Origin of the sequence: Pseudarthrobacter sp. MEB009, from assembly GCF_030208875.1 — a bacterium.
Lineage (GTDB): Bacteria > Actinomycetota > Actinomycetes > Actinomycetales > Micrococcaceae > Arthrobacter.
The window spans coordinates 70,677-90,036 of record NZ_JARVTC010000005.1 but is presented as its reverse complement, the minus strand read 5'-3'; the positions used below and the strand labels follow the sequence as shown (position 1 = coordinate 90,036).

Sequence of the window (19,360 nt, the reverse complement as noted above, 5' to 3'; positions counted from 1 at the left end):
GATCGGAGCGGCCTGGCGTCATGGCTGAAACCCGAAGCGCGGCAGGCGGCATCCGATCAGAAACGACGCAAAACACCCCGGCCCCGGCAGGAACCGTGGAGTTCCTGCCGGGGCCGGGGTGTTGTAACTGAAGCCTAGTTGCTGATGGCTGACTTCATTTCGTCGGATGCCTTCTTGCCGGCGTCCTCAGGGGACAACCGTTCGAAGAGGACCTCCGAGGTGTAGCGCTTGATGATCTCCTGGATGGCGCCGGCGCCCTTCGGCGGCGGTGCCGGAGCCTCGCCCAGCTCGTCCTTGATCTGGTCGATGAACTTGACCACCTTGACGTCGGCAGGCGTTAGCTTGGGCTCGATTGCTGCCCGGACGTCGGTGTTGGGGTAGACGCCGCGGTCGGCCAGGAGCGATTCGCCGGCCTTGACGTTGTTGGCCAGGAAGTTGATGAACTTGGCGGTCTCTTCAGGGTGCTTGGTCCGGGAGGACGCGGACCAGAACTGGGATGCCTTGTACCAGAGGCCGGCGTCGTCGGCCTTACCGGTGTTGGTGGGGAAGCGCAGGATCTTCAGGTCGCTGCCCGAAGCCTTTTCCAAAGCCGGGGCCTGGTTGGACCACCAGAAGGCCATGCCGTTTTTGCCGGTGGCGAGGCCGCTCTGGTCCAGGGCCGCAGCTTCGGCTTCGACTACCTCGGAGGCTGAAGGGACAGCCTTCTTTTTGCTCATGTCCTTCAGGAAAGCCCACCATTGTGCAATGTCCTGGGGTTCAAACCCCAGCTTGCCGTCGGAGGTGTAAAGGGACTTTCCGTCCTGGCGGAGCCAGACACCCAGCGACGCTTCGTCGGTGCCGTAGGCCGCAGCGCCGTAGGTGCCCTTGGGCGACTTCTCCGTGATCTCAGCCGCGATGCGCTCAAAGTCGGCCCAGGTCCAGGTGGCATCATCCGGCAGGGCAACGCCGGCGGCTTCGAAGACCTTGGGGTTGGCCAGGATGGTGGCGGCGTTGATGCCGGCGGCGATGCCGGTCAGGCCGTCTTCGCTCTTGCCTGCGTTGAGGGCTGCCTCATCAAACTTGGCAGTGTCGATGTCGTACTTGGACAGGTCAAGCAGGGCGCCGCGGCTGGAGTACTCCGTGATGTACTTTTCGTCCATCTGGATGATGTCCGGGGCGTCGTTCGCTGCCACCTGGGTGGCCAGCTTGTCCCAGTATCCGCTCCAGTCGCCGTATTCGGGCTTGATCTTGATCTTGGGGTTTTCGGCTTCGAACTTGGCGATCGCGTCCTGAGTCAGCTGGGCGCGCTTGTCGCCGCCCCACCAGGAGAACCGAAGTTCCACGGTTCCGTCGGCACTTTGCGGTGCCGAGCCTCCGCCGCAGGCACTGAGCGCCATGACGGCGGCTGCGGCCGCGGCCACCAGGGCCGTCTTGCGGATTCGGCGGGGAGCGCCGTGGGATGGTGCGGCTGCTGCCTTTTTGGCGGCCGGCGCAGTGCGGGAAAAGAGCTGCACTGGTAACTCCGATCTTCGTTGATCTGGTGCTGGGGATTGATGCGGGATGTTGGGCGTGAGCCGCCGGGTTACTGCGAAAACGTTTACTGGACCTAATAGTACAAGTGGCTAACTTGTATTACAAGACGTTTTCACGGCAATTTTCCGGCCGGCCCGGCAGCCCGGTAACGCGACCGGAAAGTCCCGGGAGCGGCGTCATCCGGACAGCGGACAAGCGGACGGCCCGCCGGATCGACGGGCCGCCCGCTTGCGGGAGGGCTGGTGCTGCGGGGCAGCAGGCCTATTTGATGCCGGTGGTGGCAATGCCCTTGATGAGGAAGCGCTGGCCAAAGAGGAACACCAGGAACACGGGCAGGAGCGAGACGATGGACATGGCGAACAGTGATCCCCAGCTCGTGGCGGACTGCGAGTCAACGAAGGCCCGCAGCGCCACGGGAACGGTGAACATGTCCGGGTCCGTGAGGTAGATCAGGGCGCCGAAGAAGTCGTTCCAGGTCCAGATGAAGGTGAAGATGGTGGTGGTGGCCAGGGCCGGCACCATCAGCGGCAGGATCACGCGGAGGAAGATCCGCGGGTGTCCGGCACCGTCGATCCGGGCCGCCTCGTCCAGGTCCTTGGGGATGCCGCGGATGAACTGGACCATCAGGAACACGAAGAACGCATCCGTGGCAAGCAGCTTGGGAACCAGCAGCGGCCAGAAGGTGTTAACCCAGCCGATCTGCGAGAACAGGATGTACTGCGGGACGATCACCACGTGGAACGGCAGCATGATGGTCAGCAGCATGATGCCAAAGAACAGCTTCTTGCCGGTGAACTGCAGCCGGGCAAACGCGTAGGCGGCCATGGAGCAGGAGATCAGGTTGCCCAGGATGGAGCCGATCACCACGATGGCGGAGTTGAGCATGTAGTGGCCGAACGGGTGGGTCAGGGCGGACCAGCCGTCCGTGTAGTTGGACATTTCCAGGCTGCTCAGCCACAGGCCGGGGTCGCGGAAAATGAGTTCGTTGGGCCGCAGGGAGGACACCACCATCCACAGCAGCGGATAGATCATCAGGCCGCCGGCCAGGATGAGGATGGCATGCTTCGTCAGCGCCTTGGTGCGCTGGGCCCGGCTGAACGCCAGGGTTCCCCTGGACTCGCGGACTCGGGCCTTGCGGTTGTTCGTAGGCTTGCCGGCGCCTCCGGACTTCTTCTCCGGGGTGGGCAGCGTCTCCAGCTTAGTCGTCATAGAAAACCCAATACTTAGAAGCGATGAAGTTGATGGCGGTGAATACACCGATGATGACCAGCAGGAACCATGCCATGGCCGAGGCGTAGCCCATGTCGAACTGGCCGAATCCCTTTTGGTAGAGGTAGAGCGTGAAGAACATGGTGGAGTCGGAGGGTCCGCCATTGCCGCCCGAGACGATGAACGCCTGGGTGAACGACTGGAAGGATCCGATGATCTGCAGCACCAGGTTGAAGAAGATGATGGGGCTCAGCATCGGCAGGGTGATCCGCCAGAACTGCTGGAGGGTGGACGCGCCGTCAACCTTGGCTGCCTCGTAGTACATCACCGGGATCTGCCGGAGGCCGGCCAGGAAGATGATCATGGGGGCGCCGAAAGTCCAGACGTGCAGCAGGATGATGGAGCCAAGCGCCGTGCTGGGATCCGAGATCCAGCCCGGCCCCTGGATGCCGAACATCGCCAGGACCTGGTTGACCAAGCCTGTGGTGCCAAAGATCTGCTTCCAGAGGATGGCAACAGCCACCGAACCGCCCAGCAGCGACGGCAAGTAGAAAATGGAGCGGTAGAACGGCAGGCCGCGCAGGCCCTTGTCCAGCACCAGCGCGATGAGCAGGGCCACCGCCAGCTGCAGCGGAACGCCGATGAACACGTAGGTGAACGTGACACCCAGCGAGTTGTGCAGGCGCGCGTCGGTCAGCATCCGGGTGAAGTTCTCCAGGCCGGTCCATTCCGGCGGCTGGAGCAGGTTGTAGTCCGTGAAGGACAGGTAGAGGGACATCAGCATGGGGCCGATGGTGATGGCCACGAGGCCCACCAGCCACGGCAGTAGGAAGATGTACGCGGCCTTGTTGTCCCGGCCGTTGGCCTTCTTTTCCTCGGCGGTGATCTTGCCCTTCCGCCGGCTGATGGAGCTGAGCTCGCTCATGGCGCTCATTGCGGGGACTCCGTCCCTGTCATCAGGACCGCTGCTGCCGGCATTCCTGCCGGGCGCGGTGTCCTGGGTATGTGCTTCGCGGCCATGTGGTCTCCTTTGGTCATCGTGGCCTCCACGTAGGTGATAATCGCCGAGGGCGATAAGTTCGGCACCTCCTGCTGCCGGGCCCGCTGCATCCGTGTACCGGAAAACGGGTGGCCCTGCGCTGCAGGAGTGGTGCTGTCGAAAAAGCGGCTCCGTACCAAAGTAAACGCTTTCTTGACTCCTGTATAGCCCTTTGTTAGTTTTTGAGAAAACGTTTTCTGTGCTGGGCGTCACTCAACACTAGATCACACAAGCAAAGGGGCAGGACAATGCGGTTTCGTCTTAATAGATCTGTAATGGGGGTTGCCGGGGCGACGGCGGCACTGGCAATGGTCCTGACAGGTTGCGGCAGCAGCCCGCAGGCCGGAAAGGTGGGAACCGTGGAGGATCCGGTCACCATCCGGTTCGCCTGGTGGGGCAACGACTCCCGTGCCAAGACCACCCTGGACGTGATCAAGGACTTCGAGGCCGCCAACCCCACCATTAAGGTCCAGGGCGAAAACACCGAGTTCAGCTCCTACTGGGACAAGATGGCCACCCAGATCGCCGGTGGCACCACCCCTGATGTTTTTGCCATGAGCGGCTCCTACCCCAGCGAATACGCCAGCCGGGGGGTGCTGCTGGACCTCGGCACCGTCAGCGAGCAGCTGGATACGTCCAAGTTCGCCGAAGGTACCGTGGATCTGGGCAAGATCGACGGCAAGCAGTACACCATCACCGCGGGTGTGAACTCCATGTCCATGGTCATCGATCCGGTGGTCTTCGAGGCCGCCGGTGTGCCGTTGCCGGATGACGAGACCTGGACCTGGGACGACTACGTGGACATCGCGGCCGAAGTGGCCAGCAAGTCACCGGCCGGCACCTTCGGCACCACGCCGATGTCCAACGATTCGTTCCTTGCCGTTTGGGCGCGCCAGAACAACGAAACCCTTTACACCGACGACGGCAAAAAAATGGGCATCAGCGAGGACACCCTGGCCCGCTGGTTCGAGCTCAACAAGAAGCTGATGGACACCGGCGGGGCACCGTCAGCATCCCAGACCGTGGAGGACGGCTCGGCCCAGCCCGAACTGACCCTCATGGGCCAGGGGAAGCAGGCCATGAAGATTTCCTGGAGCAACCAGATGACGTCCTACTCCGGTGCGCCGCTGGTCATGATGAAGATGCCCGGCGAGAGCAAGCAGCCCGGCGCGTGGCTCCGTTCCTCCATGGAATACGCCATCTCCGGCAAGTCCGCCCAGTCCAAGGAAGCAGCGTTGTTCATCAACTACCTGGTCAACAACATGGACGCTGCCACCAAGATCAAGAGCGACCGCGGCATGCCGGCCAACACCGAGCTCAAAGCCGGAATCCTGCCGCTGTTGAAGGACGCACAGCAGAAGGAGGCGGGCTATCTTGACCGCATCGCGGAGCTCAATGTGTCCGCTCCCCTGCCGTTCCCCGCAGGCTCGTCCGCCACGCTGGAAGTACTGAACCGGTACAACACGGACGTATTGTTCGGGAAGGTCTCCCCACAGGAGGCCGCCAAGGCCATGATTTCCGAGGTCAACCAGAACCTGGGCTGACCGGCCCCACGTATCGCCAGTGCACATCAACCACAGTCCGGAGGCAGTTTCGTGAACAACACAGTGCGGCCCAGCGCGATTGCCGCCTACGAGGACTGGCCTGCCTATGTCCGGGCCCATCCGCGGTACCGGGCCGGAACGCCGGCTTCGCAGGAGTTCGCCGACGCGCTGGGGGTTCCCGGCGCGTCGGCAGCGCCGCAGGTGGAAGTGCAGTGGGAAGAAGAGCACGACGGCGTCACCACCTCCCAGCTCAGCTGGCAGTTGGGTTTTGGCCCCCGCACCACTGGCTGGCTGGTCCGGCCGGCCGGCAGTTCCGGCCAGCTCCCCGGGGTACTGGCGCTGCACTGCCATGGCGGCAATAAGTTCGGTGGCGCGGACCGGCTGGTGGAGCTGCCGGACAGCCACCCGTCGGCGGCCGCAGCCCGGGCCGGCCTGTACGACGGACAGGCACTGGCCACGGAAACCGCCCGGCGGGGATTCGCTGTCCTGGCCCACGATTCGTTCGCCTGGGGCAGCCGCGGTTTCGACCTGTCCACCCCGCCGTGGCGGACCGGGGCGGGGCTGGAGGCAAGGCGGGCGCAATGGCGGCAGGACGGCGTCGTGCCCTCCGATGCTGACCTGTACAACGCTGCCGCGGGCATTCACGAGGACACCGTTGCCAAAACGGCCGGCCTGCTGGGCACCAGCCTGGCCGGGATGGTGGCCCATGACGATCTCGCCGCACTGGACATCCTGGCCGGCCTGCCAGGCGTGGACGCCGGCCGGCTTGGCTGCATGGGTTTCTCGGGTGGCGGCGGCCGGTCCCTTGCACTGGCTGCGCTCACCCCGGCGATCCGCGCCTCGGTCATCATCTGCATGATGACTACCTTCGAATCGCTGCTGCCCGCCTACCTCGATGCCCACTCCTGGCTGCTGCAGACACCCGGGCTGTGGAAACTGGGCGATTGGCCCGAACTCACCGCACGCTCCCCTGCCGCGGCATTCCTGGTCCAGTACGCGCTGGCCGACCAGTTGTTTCCCGAAGCCGGCATGCGCCAGGCCCACGCCATCCTCGAAAACCTCCACCCGGCGGACAGGTACACCGGAGCGTTCTGGCCGGGCGGGCACGTTTTCACGGCCGCCATGCAGGACCAGGCCTTCGAATTCCTCGGCCGCACCCTGGGCGCCACCGCCCCGCTACCTGCAGACGACGCCTCCCACCGCATTCCCTCCAGCCCCCAAGGACCCCATTCATGACCCAGCAATCAACCGCTGAACACGGCACCCCGGCTGCAGCAGCCACTCCGCCGGCCATTCCGCGCATCGCGCTTGTAGGCGTCCACGGCTTCGGCGAGCGCCACCTGGCAAACCTCGCGCGGCTGGAAGCAGCCGGCGCCCTGGAACTGGTGGCCGTCGCCGACCCCAACCCGCCCGAACCAGGCAAACTTGCCGGTTCGGTGGCCGTGTTCCCCACCCTGGACGCCCTGCTCGCCGACGGACCGGGCGCCGACGTGGTCATCCTCGCCACCCCCATCCAGACCCATGCGCCCCTGGCCATCGCTGCCTTGGCGGCCGGGGTGGACGTCTACGTGGAGAAGCCGCCGGCCGCATCGCTGGCCCGGTTCCAGGACATGCTGGCCGCCGCAGAGGCGTCCGGCGGGCGCGTCCAGGTGGGCTTCCAGAGCCTCGGCTCCACCGCGCTGCCGGCCATCCGGGAGCTCGTCGCGGCGGGCACCATCGGTGACGTGCTGGGGCTGAGCGCCACAGGCCAGTGGCTCCGCACCAAGGGATACTTCAAACGCTCCCGCTGGGCCGGGAAGCGGAACCTGGGCGGCGTTGACGTGGTGGACGGCGTGGCCACCAACGCCCTGGCGCATGCCGTGGCCACGGGCCTGCACCTGGCCGGGGCCCACACGCTGGCGGATGTCGTCTCGGTGGAGGCTGACCTTTACCGGGCCCATCACACCGAAAGCGACGACACCTCGGTCCTCCGGGTCCGCACCGCCACCGGCACCACCCTGCTGTGCGCCTTGACCCTGTGCGCTCCCACGCAACTGGACCCCTCCGTCACCATCCACGGAACCCGCGGCGAGATCACCCTGTTCTATACCCGGGACGAGGTGGTCATCAGCACCCCGGAAGGCGAAGAACGGCAGCAGCACACCCGGACGGACCTGCTGGAGAACCTGCTCGCGGCCCGGGCCACCGGCGTTCCGCTCCTCAGTTCCCTTGCAGACACCGGCGCGTTCACCGCTGTCCTGGAAGCCATCCGTACCGCCCCGGACCCGCAGGCCATCCCCGACGCGCACCTGACCTGGGAGGGCGAAGGCGACGACGCCCATCCCGTGGTCCACGGCATCGCCGGCCTCATTGACCGGGCAGCCAAGTCCCAGGCGACGTTTGCAGAACTCGGCGTCCCCTGGGCGCGCTCCCTGCCGCCCGCACGAACCCTGAAGCTGTCCGGCCACACCGTGGCCGGGTACCAGGACGGCAGCCGCATCCGTGCGGTGTCCTCACCCCGGCCCTACCTGCACCCTGTCCGGACCGCTGCGGGCACCGTGGTCACGGACCACCAGCCGCTGGACCACGTGTGGCACCTCGGCGCCGGCGTGGCCCTCCAGGATGTGGACGGCATCAACTTCTGGGGCGGCCGCACCTACACGCGCGCAGCCGGCCAGTACGTCTGGCGTCCTGACCACGGCAGCATCACGGTGACCGCCGCGGCGCAGACCGACGCAGCGGACGGGAAGCCGGGAACGTTGCAGGAGACCCTGTCCTGGCAGGGCCCGGACGGCACCCCCGTCCTGGTGGAGGAACGCACCTGGTCCTGGTCCGGCGTCGGGCCCGGCGTGTGGCAGCTGGGGCTGGACTTCGCGCTCTCCCCCGCCGGCGGACATCCCGTGAGCCTGGGCAGCCCGGGCTCCAACGGCCGCCACGAAGGCGGCTACGGCGGCTTCTTCTGGCGGTTCCCCGCCTGCACCGACGCCTCCGTCCGGACCGCGGCCAGCGAGGGCGAGTCCGCTGTCCATGGCAGCGTGGCGCCCTGGCTGGCCTGGTCCGGGTCCTTCACCACGGACGACGGCGGTGCCGCGGCCGGTGCCACGCTGGTCTTCCTCGCCGAAACAGGCTCCACGGACCCGTGGTTCGTCCGCGTTGACGGCTACCCCGGGGTGGGCCAGTCACTCGCCTGGGACACCCCGGTTATCGCCACCCCCGGCAATCCCGTCCGGCGCCGCGTCACCGTCCTGGTGGCGGACGGCATCCTGGGCACCCCCGACATCGAAGCACTGATCAAGCAGCAAAGGGACCTCACATGAGCCAGACAACAGTTAACCCCGGCCAGCTGCAGCCACCCGCACCGGAGTCCGGCACGCGCGCTGCCCCTGCCTCCGCGGCGGACCGGGCCATCAAACGGCGCCGGGTCCTGGACATCCTGGACGCGGCCGGCCGGGATTCCCTGCTGCTCTCCACCCACACGGCCCTCACCTGGTACCTGGACGGCAGCCGCGTCCACATCAGCCTCGCCGGCGACCCCGTTGCCGCGATGCTGGTGGACCGCGACGGCGACCACCTGGTCACCTTCAACAACGAAGCGGGCCGGATCGCCGCCGAGGAGCTGCCGTCCGGCGTCGCCCTCCACACGGCGCCCTGGTACGGAAGCCTGCACGAGGCCGCGGCAGCCCTGGGGGCACCCGGCTCAGCTCCCCTGGCCGAAGCTGATGTCGCGGCGGAACTCCGGGCCGCCAGGCAGCAGCTGCTGCCGGCGGAAAGCGACCGCTACGCCAGGCTGGGCGCCGAACTGGCTGTCATCCTGACGGACGTCCTGTCCACCGCAACACCCCGCACCACGGAGTTCGACATCGCCTCAGCCCTGGCCGGGCGGGTGGTGGCCGCCGGTGCGGAGCCCCTGGTCCTGCTCTGCAACGGCAGCGCCCGCAGCCAGTTCCGGCACCCGCTGGCCACCCACTCGCCGCTGGGCCGCCGCGCCATGGCCGTGGTGTGCGCCCGCCGGGACGGCCTGGTTGCCAACATCACCCGGTGGGTCAGGTTCGACGCCGGCAGTCCGGCCGAGCGCGACGCCGAGGCCCGCATCGCGGCCGTGGAAGCCGACATCTTCGACGCCACCGTCCCCGGCACCACCCTTGACCGGGTTTTTACCGAGATCAAGTCCGCCTATGTCCGGCACGGCTTCGGCGCCGAGCAGTGGGAACAGCATCACCAGGGCGGCCCCGCCGGCTACGCGGGCCGGGATCCGCGGGTCACGGCTGCTGTCACCGATACCGTGGTCCAGGACCAGCCCTTCACGTGGAACCCGTCAGGACCCGGCGTCAAGATCGAGGATACGGTCCAGCTGACCGGCTCGGGCGTCCAGGTCCTCACGGCTGATCCGCGCTGGCCCGCGGCCACCGTGAACGGGCTGGCACGGCCCCTCACGCTGCAGCTGTAGGGCCTGCCCGGCAGACAGAAAACCCCGGGACATCCGTCCCGGGGTTTTCTGTTGAATGAAGCAGCCTGCTGCAGGTCCCTGGAGTTACGGCAGGACCAGCTTGCCGTCCACGCGGCGCGGGATGCCCAGCGGGTTGGCGTCCTGCAGGGCGGGGTGCAGCACCGATTCGGGGGCATCCTGGTAGGCCACCGGACGCTGGAACCGGCGGACCGCGGTGGCCCCTACCGAGGTGAACAGTGAGGTGGTGGCCGGGTACGGGCCGCCGTGCTGCTGCGCCCAGTTGACTGCCACCCCGGTGGGCCAGCCGTCAAACAGCACGCGTCCTGCCAGGCCGGCCAGCTGTTCCACCACAGAAGCGACGTCTTCGCCGGGCTCGGCGTGGACCGTGGCGGTCAGGCTGCCGGGAACCTTGGCGAGGACCTCGGCCAGCTCTGCCTGGTTGGTGTACTCGATCAACATGGTGGTGGGCCCGAAGCACTCCTCGAGGAGTTCTTCGGGGCGGTCCAGCACGTGGGCTGCGGTGGTGGAGAAGATCACCGGGGCTGCACCGTTGGCGGCGGCGTCCTGGTCAACGCTGCCGCTGACCACCTCCACGCCGGGGACGGCAGCGAAGCTGTGCAGGCCGCCCGGGTAGGCCTCGGCGATCCTGCCGGTCAGCATCGGCAGGGCAGGCTTGTCCTTGCTGGCTTCGGCGAGGTCGGCGGCAAACGTGGTGCCGGCCGGAATGAACACCAGGCCCGGCTTGGTGCAGAATTGGCCGGCGCCCAGGGTGAAGGAACCCGCAAGGCCAGCCGCGAGGGCGGCGGAGCGGTTCTCCAACGCGGCGGCGGTGACCACCACGGGGTTCAGGCTGCCCAGCTCGCCGTAGAACGGGATGGGTTCGGGCCGGGAGGTGGCGAGGTCAAAGAGCGCCCGCCCGCCGGGAATGGATCCGGTGAAGCCCACGGCCTTGATGGCGGGATCCTGGACCAGCGCGGTACCCACTTCGCGGCCGCTGACCAGCGCAAACAGGCCTTCAGGGGCGCCGGCACCGAGCAGGGCTGCGGTCACGATCTCCGCGGTCCGCTCGGACAGCCGGACGTGGCCGGAGTGCGCCTTGACGATCACTGAGGAACCCACCGCCAGTGCAGAGGCAGTGTCGCCGCCGGCCACGGAGAACGCGAACGGGAAGTTGGACGCAGCAAAAACAGCCACCGGGCCGATCGGCTTCAGCAGCCTGCGGAGGTCCGGCTTGGGCGGCGTGGCGGCCGGGTCAGCGTGGTCGATGACCGCTTCAAGGTAGGAGCCCTCGGTGATGACCTTGGCAAACAGGCGCAGCTGGCCGGAGGTGCGGGCCACCTCGCCGGTGAGCCGCGGAACACCCAGGCGGGTCTCGGAATCGGCGATCTCCACCAGTTCGGCGGAGTTGGCATCCAGTGCATCAGCCACGGCCGTGAGCCAGGCGGCCCGCTCCGCGTCTGAGGCGGCGGCCGAAATCCTGGCCGCCGTAGTGGCTGCGGCGGTGAGGTCTGACAGGGAAAGCGTTGCAGTAGTCACGTTGGGTACCTGTTCCTTGTATCTGGTGTGGTGGCTGCGGGATCGATCAGGGCTGCCAGGGATCCCGGAAGCTGAATCCCAGGCCGGGCTGGTCCGTCAGGCTCACCCGGCTGTCGCTGAAGGTCACCGGCGCCGGTCCGGCCAGGATGCCCAGCTGTTCAAAGGATGCCTGTTCAACATCCTCCACCAGCGTGGGCTCTGCCAGGGTCAGCGCCAGTTGCCCCGAAAGCTCGGGCAGCAGGTGCGGCATCACCTTGATGCTGTTGGTCCGTGCCAGTTCCACAATCCGCCGGAACGGCGTGATGCCGCCTACCCGGATGATGTTGGGCTGGATGATGTCCACCGCTTCCGCTTCAATAAAATCGCGGAACCGGTAAATGGTGTGCAGGTTTTCGCCAAGGGCGATAGGGACCGGCGAATGCTTGCGGAGCCTGCGGTAGGCCCACAGGTCGTCGGCCCGGATGGGTTCCTCCAGCCACTCCAGGCCGAATTCAGCCAAAACGTCCAGTGCTTTGAAGGTGGTGGGCAGGTCCCACCGCTGGTTGGCGTCGATCATGAGTTTGCGGTCCGGCCCCAGCACGGAGCGCACTGCTGCCAGGCGTTCGGCGTCTTCGCGCACGTCCGGCTTACCCACTTTGACCTTGACGGCCCGGTGCCCGGCGGCGACCCAGCGGCGGGCCTGGTTCACAAGTTCGTCAAGGGTGTAGTGCAGGTTGACGCCGGAGCCGTAAACTTCGGCGGATTCCTGCCGCTGGCCCAGCAGGCCGGGAACGGAGGTGTGGGCCTGCCGCGCCTGCAGGTCCCAGAGGGCAAGGTCCACCCCGGCCATGGCGATGGTGGTGAGCCCGCCGCCGCCCGCTTCGTGCAGCCGCTTCCACAAGGCGTCCCACACCGTTTCGGGGTGGGCCGGGAGCCCGGTGATGAACGGGGCAATGTCGTGGTCCAGCAACGCCTTGACGGCGTGCGGGCCGATGGTTGGCGTCCAGGAGAAACCGTGGCCGGTGCCGCCGTCGTCCGTGTGGAGTTCGGTGACAATCACGTGGTTTTCCGGCGCGTCCGCTCCCCAGCTCAGGCGCAGGGGCACCGTGATCAGCCGGGTGGAGAGCCCGGTGATCCTCGGTGCGGTGCGGACCGCCCCGGCGGCGGGGGCGCTCATCAGCTGCCGGCCAGCTCGTAGCCCTTGGCGAGGATGGCCTTGAGCTCCAGGACCTGGTCCTCGGTGGGGTCGGTCAGCGGTGGCCGGACGGGGCCCACGGGGAGCCCGGCCAGGCGGAGCCCGGCCTTGATCAGCGAGACGCCGAAGCCGGGGGTCTGGTCGCGGAGCCGGACCAGGGGCGCGTAGAAGCCCGCCAGCAGGGCGTTGCGCCGGTCCTCGTCACCGTTAATGTAGGCGTCATAGTAGGCCTTGGCGATTTCAGGGGCCATGGCGAACGCGGCGGAGGAGTAGAGCGGAATGCCCAGGCCCCGGTAGGCGCCCTGGGTCAGTTCCGCAGTCAGCAGGCCGTTGAAGAACGCGAAGTCCTCCCGGCCGGTGGCGCGGACCGCCGAGACGATCTCCTGGGCCAGGCCCACGTCGCCCAGGCCGTCCTTGAAGCCAATGACCTTGGGGTTGGCTGCAAGCCGCACCATGGACGCTGCCGTGAATTTCGCGTTGCCGCGGTGGTAGACGATGACCGGCAGTGAGCTGGCGTCCGCCACGGCCTCGATGTAGGCCACCAGGCCGTCGGTGGGACCTGTCACCAGGTAAGGCGGCAGGACCAGGAGCGCATCGGCGCCTGCTTCCTCGGCAACCCGGGCCGAGGCCAGGGCGTGGCCCAGCGGGCCGCCGGCGCCTGCAACGACGGGGACCTTCCCGGCCACAACCTCGACGGCGGCGCGCACCACGGTGCCCACCTCTTCGAGGCTCAGGGCGTGGTATTCACCGGTGCCGCAGGCGGGAAAAACGGCGCCGGGGCCGAAAGGCAGCCGGGAGCTGATGTGCTCCTTGAGCAGGTCCGTGTCCACGGCACCTTCGGCCGTGAAGGGGGTGACGGGAAAGAAAAGTACGCCGTCGAATTTCATGCTGTCTCCTTGGGGCCGCTGCCGGCGCTGACCAGCGCGGCGGGCTCTTCGTTGGGGATGTTGGATTTGAGTTCGGTGCGCCAGCTGCGCTTGGGCTGCCAGCCCAGGAGGTCCTGGGCCTTGGCGATGGAGAAGGCTGGGCTGGTGCCGGTGAGGCCGGCACTGATGGCTTCGCTGCCGGGCAGGAACGCCGGCATCAGTTCCGCCAGCGGGGCAACGGCCAGGGCATCGGCAGCGCCCACAAAGAAGGTTTCGCCGTTGGGGATGGTGTCCATTTTTGCCAGCAGCAGGTCCAGGAAGTCAGCCACGTCCCGGGCGTCCACGTAGTTGAACAGGGCAGGCGCGGAGAGCGCGGGGTCCGCCAGCCGCTCGGCCAGCGTGTGACCCTGCTGGGTTGGCGCGCCTTCCCACTCTTCGGGCGAGATCACGTAGCAGGGCCGGAAGGCCGCGTAGCGGATCCCCTGGCCCTGGGCCGCAGCGAACATCTGCACTGTCTGTTCGGCGATCAGCTTGGACAGGGCGTACGCGTTCCAGGGCTTCGGGACGGTCCGTTCATCCAGCGGGAACGCCTCCGGCAACCAGCCGGCCGGCGATCCGTAGCCCAGCACGGTGGGGCTGCTGGCCGTGACGATCCTGTGCACGCCGGCGTCCGTTGCCGCCGACACAACGGCAAACGCGAGCCGGGTGTTGGTTGCGAAAATGACGTCCTCCGGCGCGCTGAACGGGACAGCGATCGCCGCAAGGTGGATGACGGCGTCGGGCCGGGTTTCCCGGATCAGCCGGGCGGCTTCGCCCGGCGCCAGGAGGTCGGCGGTTTGCTGTTCGACGCCGGCCGGCAACTGGTCCGCCGGGACGGCGTCCCGGTCCACCGAGATGACGTGGTGCCCGGCTGCTGCGAGCCCGCCCACCACACTGCGGCCCAGCCGGCCGGAGCCGCCGGTAACAAAGATCCTGCTCATGGTTGTTCCTTCAGGTTCTCAGGGCACGGATTAGGCGCCGCGGCGAAGGTCGACACCGAGGTCGAGGTCTTCGATGCGGACGGGCAGGGAGGATTCCAGCGAGCGGTTGCCGGCGATGCCGACAGATACCGAACGCAGGCCATCCAGGTAGCCGGACGGCCGGCCCAGCGGGTCTTCGCCGGGTCCGTTGAACAGGTCGGACAGCAGCAGGGCGTCGCCGCCGCCGTGTCCGCCTTCGCCGTTGACGATCGGCACCTCGTAGGCAGCTTCCCAGTGGCGCTGGACCACCAGGCGCTCGCCGTTGCGGCGGATGGCGTCGTCTTCCTCGATGGGGGTTGCGCTCGGGTCCACCACCGTCTTTTTGTCCGTGCTGGACGTGACGGCGGCCCGCTCCACCACCTCAAGTTCGGCGCGGCCTTCGGTGCCGTTGACGGAAACGCGGTAGCCCTCCCACGGGCTGTGGGCGTTCAGGGAGTAGCTCAGGCGCGGCCCGCCCTGGTATTCGACGACGAGCGCCAGGTTGTCCTCGATGGTGATGCCACCGGTGAAGACGTCCTGGTCGCGGCGGTAGCCGTCGTAGTGCTCGTTGTCCAGGAAGAGGGCCTTGAGCCGCTCGTCATCCCGCAGGTCAAGGGTGAACGGATCCTTCGCCGTGGTGGCGGGAGCATCGGCGTCGGGTGTGCCACGTTCCGGACGCGGGCCAAGTCCGCGTTCCGCGGCGTTTTTGTCGCCATAGAACTTCAGCCCACCGGAGGCGAAGACGCGCTCGGGGACGTCATTGATCCACCAGTTGACCAGGTCGAAGTGGTGCGAGGCCTTGTGGATGAGCAGGCCGCCGGAGTTCTTCTTCTCGCGGTGCCAGCGGCGGAAGTAGTCGGCGCCGTGGACGGTGTCCAGGACCCAGCTGAAGTCGACGGAGGTGACCTTGCCGATCACGCCGCTCTGGATGATCTCCTTCAGGGCGCTGTTGCGCGGTGAGTAGCGGTAGTTGAACGTGACCACCACGTTCCGGCCGGTCTCCTGCACCGCGGCGGTGATCCGGCGGCAACCTTCGGCGTCGATGGTGAGCGGCTTCTCCACCACCACGTCGGCGCCGGCGCGCAGGGCTTCGACGATGTAGTCGGCGTGGGTGTAATCGGGCGTGGTGACCACAACGCGGTCGATGTTGTTGGCCTGGATGAACGCGGTGAGGTCGGCGGGATCAAACGATGCCACCGGTCCCGGCGCGCCCAGTTCCTGGATCAGCTTCTGGTAGAACTCCACCCGGCCGGGGTTGACGTCGGAAAACGCCACCAGCTCGGCGGTCCCGGCGTGCTCGCCGTAGACGGCGCGGATGTACATTTCGGACCGGCCGCCGGTGCCGATCAGGGCGAGGCGGGCTTTTCCGGTCCCTGCGGCAGCGGTGCCGGCCGTGGGAGCGGACTGGGGTGCCGTTGCTGGTGAACTCGACTCGGCTGTGCTGACCATGGGGTCCCTTTCGACGTGTACCCGGCCGCGTGGGCGGCTCCAGGAGGTTCGGCGTGGGCATTTTGTTCCGCCCGGCGAGAAAGCGTTTTCTCAGATCGCTATATGATTTGTATCAACCTCCGGCACCATCCGTCAACCATATGGACACTGGCAGAAACCGTTTTCTTCGGCACTGTCGTGCCATCCGGGCGGAAAACCGTCCGGATAGTGTGGGAAAACGCGGGAAAACAGTAGAAATCGTTTTCCCGCACCGTTATATGCTGTGACTCATTACCCGGCACCCCGGCGTGGGATGCCGCCACCGGAGGCAGGAGGCCAACGCCCCCTGCCCCGGCATAAAACGAAGGGACCACCATGGTCAGGAGATCGGCAACCGGCAGGATCGGCATCGCAGATGTCGCCGTCAAGGCAGGCGTCTCGCACGCCACGGTTTCCCGCGTGATGAACGGTAACTTCACGGTGGACCCGGATATCGCCGCCCGCGTCCGGGCAGCCGCTGCGGAGCTGAAGTACCAGCCCAACCCTGTGGGCCGCAGCCTGGCGCTGGGCAAAACAGACACCATTGGCATTGTGGTCCCGGACCTGGCCAACCCCACCTTCCAGGCCATCCTGCGTGGCCTGAGCCGCGCCGCCGCGCAAGACGGCTACCGCGTCCTCATCGCCGATTCCTTCGAGGTTTCCAGCGAGGAAGCGATCCTGGCCGGCGAAGCCCGGCGCCGGTGCGACGGGCTGGTCCTCTGCGCCCCGCGCATGTCGGATGCCGAACTGGAAGAGATCGCACCGTCATTGCGGCCCCTGGTGCTGATCAACCGGACCACCGATGCCGACGACATCCCCAGCCTGGTGGTGGATTACGGGCAGGGGGTCCAGGACATCGCCGAACACCTGGTGGAACTTGGCCACACCCGCCTTGCGTTCCTGTCCGGCCCGCCCCGCAGTGCCTCCAACGGGCTCCGGCTCCAGGGCCTGGAGGCCTTCAAGGCCGCCCACCCCCAGGTGGAGGTCAGGATGCTGGAAGGCGGCTCGGACTTCGACACCGGCCACGGGGCAGTGGACGCCGTCCTGGAAAGCGGCGCCACGGGAATCCTGGCCTTCAACGACCTCGTGGCCATGGGCCTGATGAGCGGGCTACATGAGCGCGGCCTGCAGGTCCCGGGGGACATTTCGGTGACAGGCTTCGACGACATCCCTTTCGCGAAGTACACCACCCCCGCCCTGACGACGGCGGCCGTACCCATCACCGAACTCGGCGAGCAGGCCTGGCACCAGCTCCGGGCCCTCATCCGGAAGGAAGACAACGACGCCCCGGGCAGCCGCTACCAGCCACGGCTGGAAGTGCGGGCTTCCACCGGACCGGCCAAGGCTCCACGGCAGGCAGTCCACGGCTGAGCTTTCCCGGTCCGGCCCGACCACCCTCCGCCGCCGCCTGGCTCCGCGCCGTCTGGCCCCTTTCCGTCTGGCCCCTGAGGGTCAGGCGGACGGACCCAGCCCCGCCTCCTGGTAGTACCCCTCGATGTGGGCCGCCACGAGCTTTGCCGCCCGCCCGCCGTCGTGCGCGGTAATGGCGTCGAGGATCTGGTGGTGCTCTGCCATGAGCCGGGACGCGGTGGCCGCCCAATCAGGAAGGTTGGCGGTCAGCCGCCCCGCGTAACCCTGGATCGATTCGCGCAGCGAGCCCATCATGGCGCTCACCACGGCGTTGCCGGCAGCATCCGCCAATGCCAGGTGGAACTGCACATCCAGGGCCAGGAATTCGTCCACTGACAGGCCCGGCTCGTCCATCCCGGCCAGCAGCGCCGCAGCGTTCCGGAGCCCCGGGGCGTCCGGGCTGGCCTGGGACACCGCCCAGGATTCGAGCAGCACCCGGGTTTCCACGATGTCCTTGACCGGCAGGTGCTGGGTGGCCACGTGGAGCCGGAGGGCCGAGCCCAGGGCCGCCGTCGGATCCGAAATCACCACGGTGCCGGCTTCGGGGCCCGAGCCCACCCCGGCACGGACCACCCCCATGGCTTCAAGGATCCGGATGGCTTCCCGGACCGAGGTCCGCGACACGGCCAGCTGCTCAGCAAGGCTCCGTTCGGCCGGCAGCCGGCCGCCCACCATCAGCCGGCCAGCGGAAAGTTCGTTCTCGATCCAGGTCAGGACCAGCTGGTGGGTACGCATGATGCAATGGTAGTTGATGTGGTTGGACCACATGCCCTACAGTGTGGTTAGACCACAGAGGTTCCGCCGCGGACCTGCCGGCCCAATGGAGGACGCCATGACCCACACCATCCAGCCCAACAATCCGGAAACCACACCGGCCACGGCCGCCACGGACGTTCCGGCCGCGCCTGTTTCCGCTCCCGCCGCCGCTGCGAAGTCAGTGCCCGCGGCCCTGAAGCGCCGGATCCCCAAGTACTCGGACCTGGCCCCGCTGATGCAGTTCAAAAAGCCGGAGTTCAGCAAGGAGGCGCGGCTCAAGCGCGCCAGCACCATCTGGGAACTGCGCGACATGGCCAAGCGCCGCACCCCGCAGGCACCGTTCGACTACACGGACGGTGCCGCCGAGGAGGAAATCACCCTCCGCCGCGCCCGCCAGGCGTTCCTGGACATCGAGTTCCGTCCGGGCATCCTCCGGAACGTCTCCAGCATCGACCTGAGCACCGAGATCCTGGGCAAGACCTCCCGCCTGCCCGTGGGCATCGCCCCCACCGGCTTCACCCGGATGATGCAGTCCGAGGGCGAGTACGCCGGCTCGCAGGCCGCCGAAGCCGCCGGGATCCCCTACACCCTCTCCACCATGGGCACCGCGTCCATCGAGGACGTCGCAGCGGCAGCCCCGAACGGCCGCAACTGGTTCCAGCTCTACCTGTGGACGGACCGCGACCGGTCCCTGGAACTGATCGAACGCGCCGCCAAGGCGGGCAACGACACCCTGATGGTCACGGTGGACACCGCCGTCGCCGGCGCCCGGCTGCGCGATGTCCGCAACGGCATGACCATTCCGCCGGCACTGACCGTCAAGACCGTCCTCGACGCCTCCTACCGGCCGGCCTGGTGGTTCAACTTCCTCACCCACGAGCCGCTGACCTTCGCATCGCTGTCCCGCTACACCGGCACCGTCGCGGACCTCATCAACTCCATGTTCGATCCCACCCTCACGTTTGAGGACCTCGACTGGCTGCGCGAGACCTGGAAGGGCAAGCTGGTGGTCAAGGGCATCCAGACCGCCGAGGACGCCCGCCGCGTGGTGGACCACGGGGCCGACGGTGTGGTGCTGTCCAACCACGGCGGCCGCCAGCTGGACCGGGCGCCCATCCCGTTCCACCTGCTGCCTGAGGTCAAGGAAGCCTTCACCAAGGACAACTCCGACGCCGCGATCATCCTGGACACCGGCATCATGAGCGGCGCGGACATCGTCGCGGCACTGGCCCTCGGCGCGGACTTCACGCTGATTGGCCGCGCATACCTCTACGGCCTGATGGCCGGCGGCCGGCTGGGCGTGGACCGCGCCCTGCAGATCCTGGAGAAGGACATGGCCCGCACCATGGCGCTGCTGGGCGTCAGCCGGATCTCGGAGCTCACCCCGGACCACGTCCGCCTGCTCAACAAGTAGCCCGAGCCC

At 67.4% G+C, this 19,360-nt stretch carries 15 protein-coding genes; 6 read left to right on the top strand and 9 right to left on the bottom strand.

Going from position 1 to position 19,360, the window contains the following annotated elements:
* Positions 1 to 134: 134 nt before the first annotated feature.
* The 3 genes from QRN07_RS04140 to QRN07_RS04130 form a co-directional block, all read right to left on the bottom strand.
* Positions 135 to 1,493, bottom strand: a complete 1,359-nt coding sequence (locus tag QRN07_RS04140; protein ID WP_285240391.1) for an ABC transporter substrate-binding protein — start codon at positions 1,491 to 1,493, stop codon at positions 135 to 137.
* 280 nt (positions 1,494 to 1,773) lie between these two features.
* Positions 1,774 to 2,721, bottom strand: a complete 948-nt coding sequence (locus tag QRN07_RS04135) for a carbohydrate ABC transporter permease (RefSeq protein ID WP_050684359.1) — start codon at positions 2,719 to 2,721, stop codon at positions 1,774 to 1,776.
* Complete coding sequence (locus tag QRN07_RS04130) at positions 2,711 to 3,655, bottom strand: carbohydrate ABC transporter permease (protein WP_050684358.1); 945 nt, start codon at positions 3,653 to 3,655, stop codon at positions 2,711 to 2,713. Before QRN07_RS04130 ends, QRN07_RS04135 begins: the two co-directional genes overlap by 11 nt.
* Positions 3,656 to 4,035: 380 nt before the next feature.
* Between QRN07_RS04130 and QRN07_RS04125 the strand changes: the two genes are divergently transcribed.
* From QRN07_RS04125 to QRN07_RS04110, 4 genes are read left to right on the top strand one after another with little or no spacing between them, the layout of a single operon-like run.
* Complete coding sequence (locus QRN07_RS04125) at positions 4,036 to 5,304, top strand: ABC transporter substrate-binding protein (protein ID WP_285240390.1); 1,269 nt, start codon at positions 4,036 to 4,038, stop codon at positions 5,302 to 5,304.
* Positions 5,305 to 5,355: 51 nt separating this feature from the next.
* A complete protein-coding gene (locus QRN07_RS04120) occupies positions 5,356 to 6,540 on the top strand; it encodes a dienelactone hydrolase family protein (RefSeq protein ID WP_285240389.1) in 1,185 nt (394 codons plus the stop codon).
* On the top strand, positions 6,537 to 8,600 hold the full coding sequence (locus QRN07_RS04115; RefSeq protein ID WP_285240388.1) for a DUF6807 family protein: 2,064 nt from the start codon (positions 6,537 to 6,539) through the stop codon (positions 8,598 to 8,600). Before QRN07_RS04120 ends, QRN07_RS04115 begins: the two co-directional genes overlap by 4 nt.
* A complete protein-coding gene (locus QRN07_RS04110; protein ID WP_056596463.1) occupies positions 8,597 to 9,730 on the top strand; it encodes a M24 family metallopeptidase in 1,134 nt (377 codons plus the stop codon). The genes QRN07_RS04115 and QRN07_RS04110 overlap by 4 nt, the downstream gene beginning before the upstream one ends.
* A gap of 84 nt (positions 9,731 to 9,814) precedes the next feature.
* Here QRN07_RS04110 and QRN07_RS04105 read toward each other — a convergent pair whose 3' ends face one another.
* The 5 genes from QRN07_RS04105 to QRN07_RS04085 are packed head-to-tail and all read right to left on the bottom strand — an operon-like array spanning position 9,815 to position 15,753.
* Entirely contained in the window at positions 9,815 to 11,266 is a 1,452-nt protein-coding gene (locus tag QRN07_RS04105) for an aldehyde dehydrogenase (NADP(+)) (protein ID WP_050684353.1), read from the bottom strand.
* Positions 11,267 to 11,312: 46 nt separating this feature from the next.
* Positions 11,313 to 12,422: a mandelate racemase/muconate lactonizing enzyme family protein gene (locus QRN07_RS04100; RefSeq protein ID WP_056596460.1), complete on the bottom strand. Its 1,110-nt coding sequence runs from the start codon at positions 12,420 to 12,422 to the stop codon at positions 11,313 to 11,315.
* Positions 12,422 to 13,327, bottom strand: coding sequence for a 5-dehydro-4-deoxyglucarate dehydratase (locus tag QRN07_RS04095; protein ID WP_056596458.1), 906 nt, complete (start codon positions 13,325 to 13,327; stop codon positions 12,422 to 12,424). The genes QRN07_RS04100 and QRN07_RS04095 overlap by 1 nt, the downstream gene beginning before the upstream one ends.
* Complete coding sequence (locus tag QRN07_RS04090; protein ID WP_285240387.1) at positions 13,324 to 14,286, bottom strand: NAD-dependent epimerase/dehydratase family protein; 963 nt, start codon at positions 14,284 to 14,286, stop codon at positions 13,324 to 13,326. The genes QRN07_RS04095 and QRN07_RS04090 overlap by 4 nt, the downstream gene beginning before the upstream one ends.
* Before the next feature lie 30 nt (positions 14,287 to 14,316).
* The gene (locus tag QRN07_RS04085) at positions 14,317 to 15,753 is read right to left on the bottom strand and encodes a Gfo/Idh/MocA family protein (RefSeq protein WP_050684349.1); all 1,437 of its coding nucleotides are present in this window, start codon (positions 15,751 to 15,753) and stop codon (positions 14,317 to 14,319) included.
* Positions 15,754 to 16,107: 354 nt separating this feature from the next.
* Between QRN07_RS04085 and QRN07_RS04080 the strand changes: the two genes are divergently transcribed.
* Positions 16,108 to 17,142: a LacI family DNA-binding transcriptional regulator gene (locus QRN07_RS04080; protein ID WP_050684348.1), complete on the top strand. Its 1,035-nt coding sequence runs from the start codon at positions 16,108 to 16,110 to the stop codon at positions 17,140 to 17,142.
* An 81-nt stretch (positions 17,143 to 17,223) separates the two neighbouring features.
* Here the strand turns inward: QRN07_RS04080 and QRN07_RS04075 are convergent, their stop codons facing one another.
* Complete coding sequence (locus QRN07_RS04075; RefSeq protein ID WP_056597393.1) at positions 17,224 to 17,916, bottom strand: FadR/GntR family transcriptional regulator; 693 nt, start codon at positions 17,914 to 17,916, stop codon at positions 17,224 to 17,226.
* A gap of 97 nt (positions 17,917 to 18,013) precedes the next feature.
* Between QRN07_RS04075 and QRN07_RS04070 the strand changes: the two genes are divergently transcribed.
* Entirely contained in the window at positions 18,014 to 19,351 is a 1,338-nt protein-coding gene (locus QRN07_RS04070; RefSeq protein ID WP_285240386.1) for an alpha-hydroxy acid oxidase, read from the top strand.
* The last annotated feature ends 9 nt before the right edge of the window (positions 19,352 to 19,360 follow it).

Excerpts from the sequence above, each read along its gene's own strand:
- QRN07_RS04100 (WP_056596460.1), bottom strand. The coding sequence starts at position 12,422 with ATGAGCGCCCCCGCCGCCGGGGCGGTCCGCACCGCACCGAGGATCACC.
- QRN07_RS04095 (WP_056596458.1), bottom strand. The coding sequence starts at position 13,327 with ATGAAATTCGACGGCGTACTTTTCTTTCCCGTCACCCCCTTCACGGCC.
- QRN07_RS04110 (WP_056596463.1), top strand. The coding sequence starts at position 8,597 with ATGAGCCAGACAACAGTTAACCCCGGCCAGCTGCAGCCACCCGCACCG.
- QRN07_RS04115 (WP_285240388.1), top strand. The coding sequence starts at position 6,537 with ATGACCCAGCAATCAACCGCTGAACACGGCACCCCGGCTGCAGCAGCC.
- QRN07_RS04080 (WP_050684348.1), top strand. The coding sequence starts at position 16,108 with ATGGTCAGGAGATCGGCAACCGGCAGGATCGGCATCGCAGATGTCGCC.
- QRN07_RS04070 (WP_285240386.1), top strand. The coding sequence starts at position 18,014 with ATGACCCACACCATCCAGCCCAACAATCCGGAAACCACACCGGCCACG.
- QRN07_RS04090 (WP_285240387.1), bottom strand. The coding sequence starts at position 14,286 with ATGAGCAGGATCTTTGTTACCGGCGGCTCCGGCCGGCTGGGCCGCAGT.
- QRN07_RS04075 (WP_056597393.1), bottom strand. The coding sequence starts at position 17,916 with ATGCGTACCCACCAGCTGGTCCTGACCTGGATCGAGAACGAACTTTCC.
- QRN07_RS04125 (WP_285240390.1), top strand. The coding sequence starts at position 4,036 with ATGGGGGTTGCCGGGGCGACGGCGGCACTGGCAATGGTCCTGACAGGT.
- QRN07_RS04085 (WP_050684349.1), bottom strand. The coding sequence starts at position 15,753 with ATGGTCAGCACAGCCGAGTCGAGTTCACCAGCAACGGCACCCCAGTCC.
- QRN07_RS04130 (WP_050684358.1), bottom strand. The coding sequence starts at position 3,655 with ATGAGCGCCATGAGCGAGCTCAGCTCCATCAGCCGGCGGAAGGGCAAG.
- QRN07_RS04135 (WP_050684359.1), bottom strand. The coding sequence starts at position 2,721 with ATGACGACTAAGCTGGAGACGCTGCCCACCCCGGAGAAGAAGTCCGGA.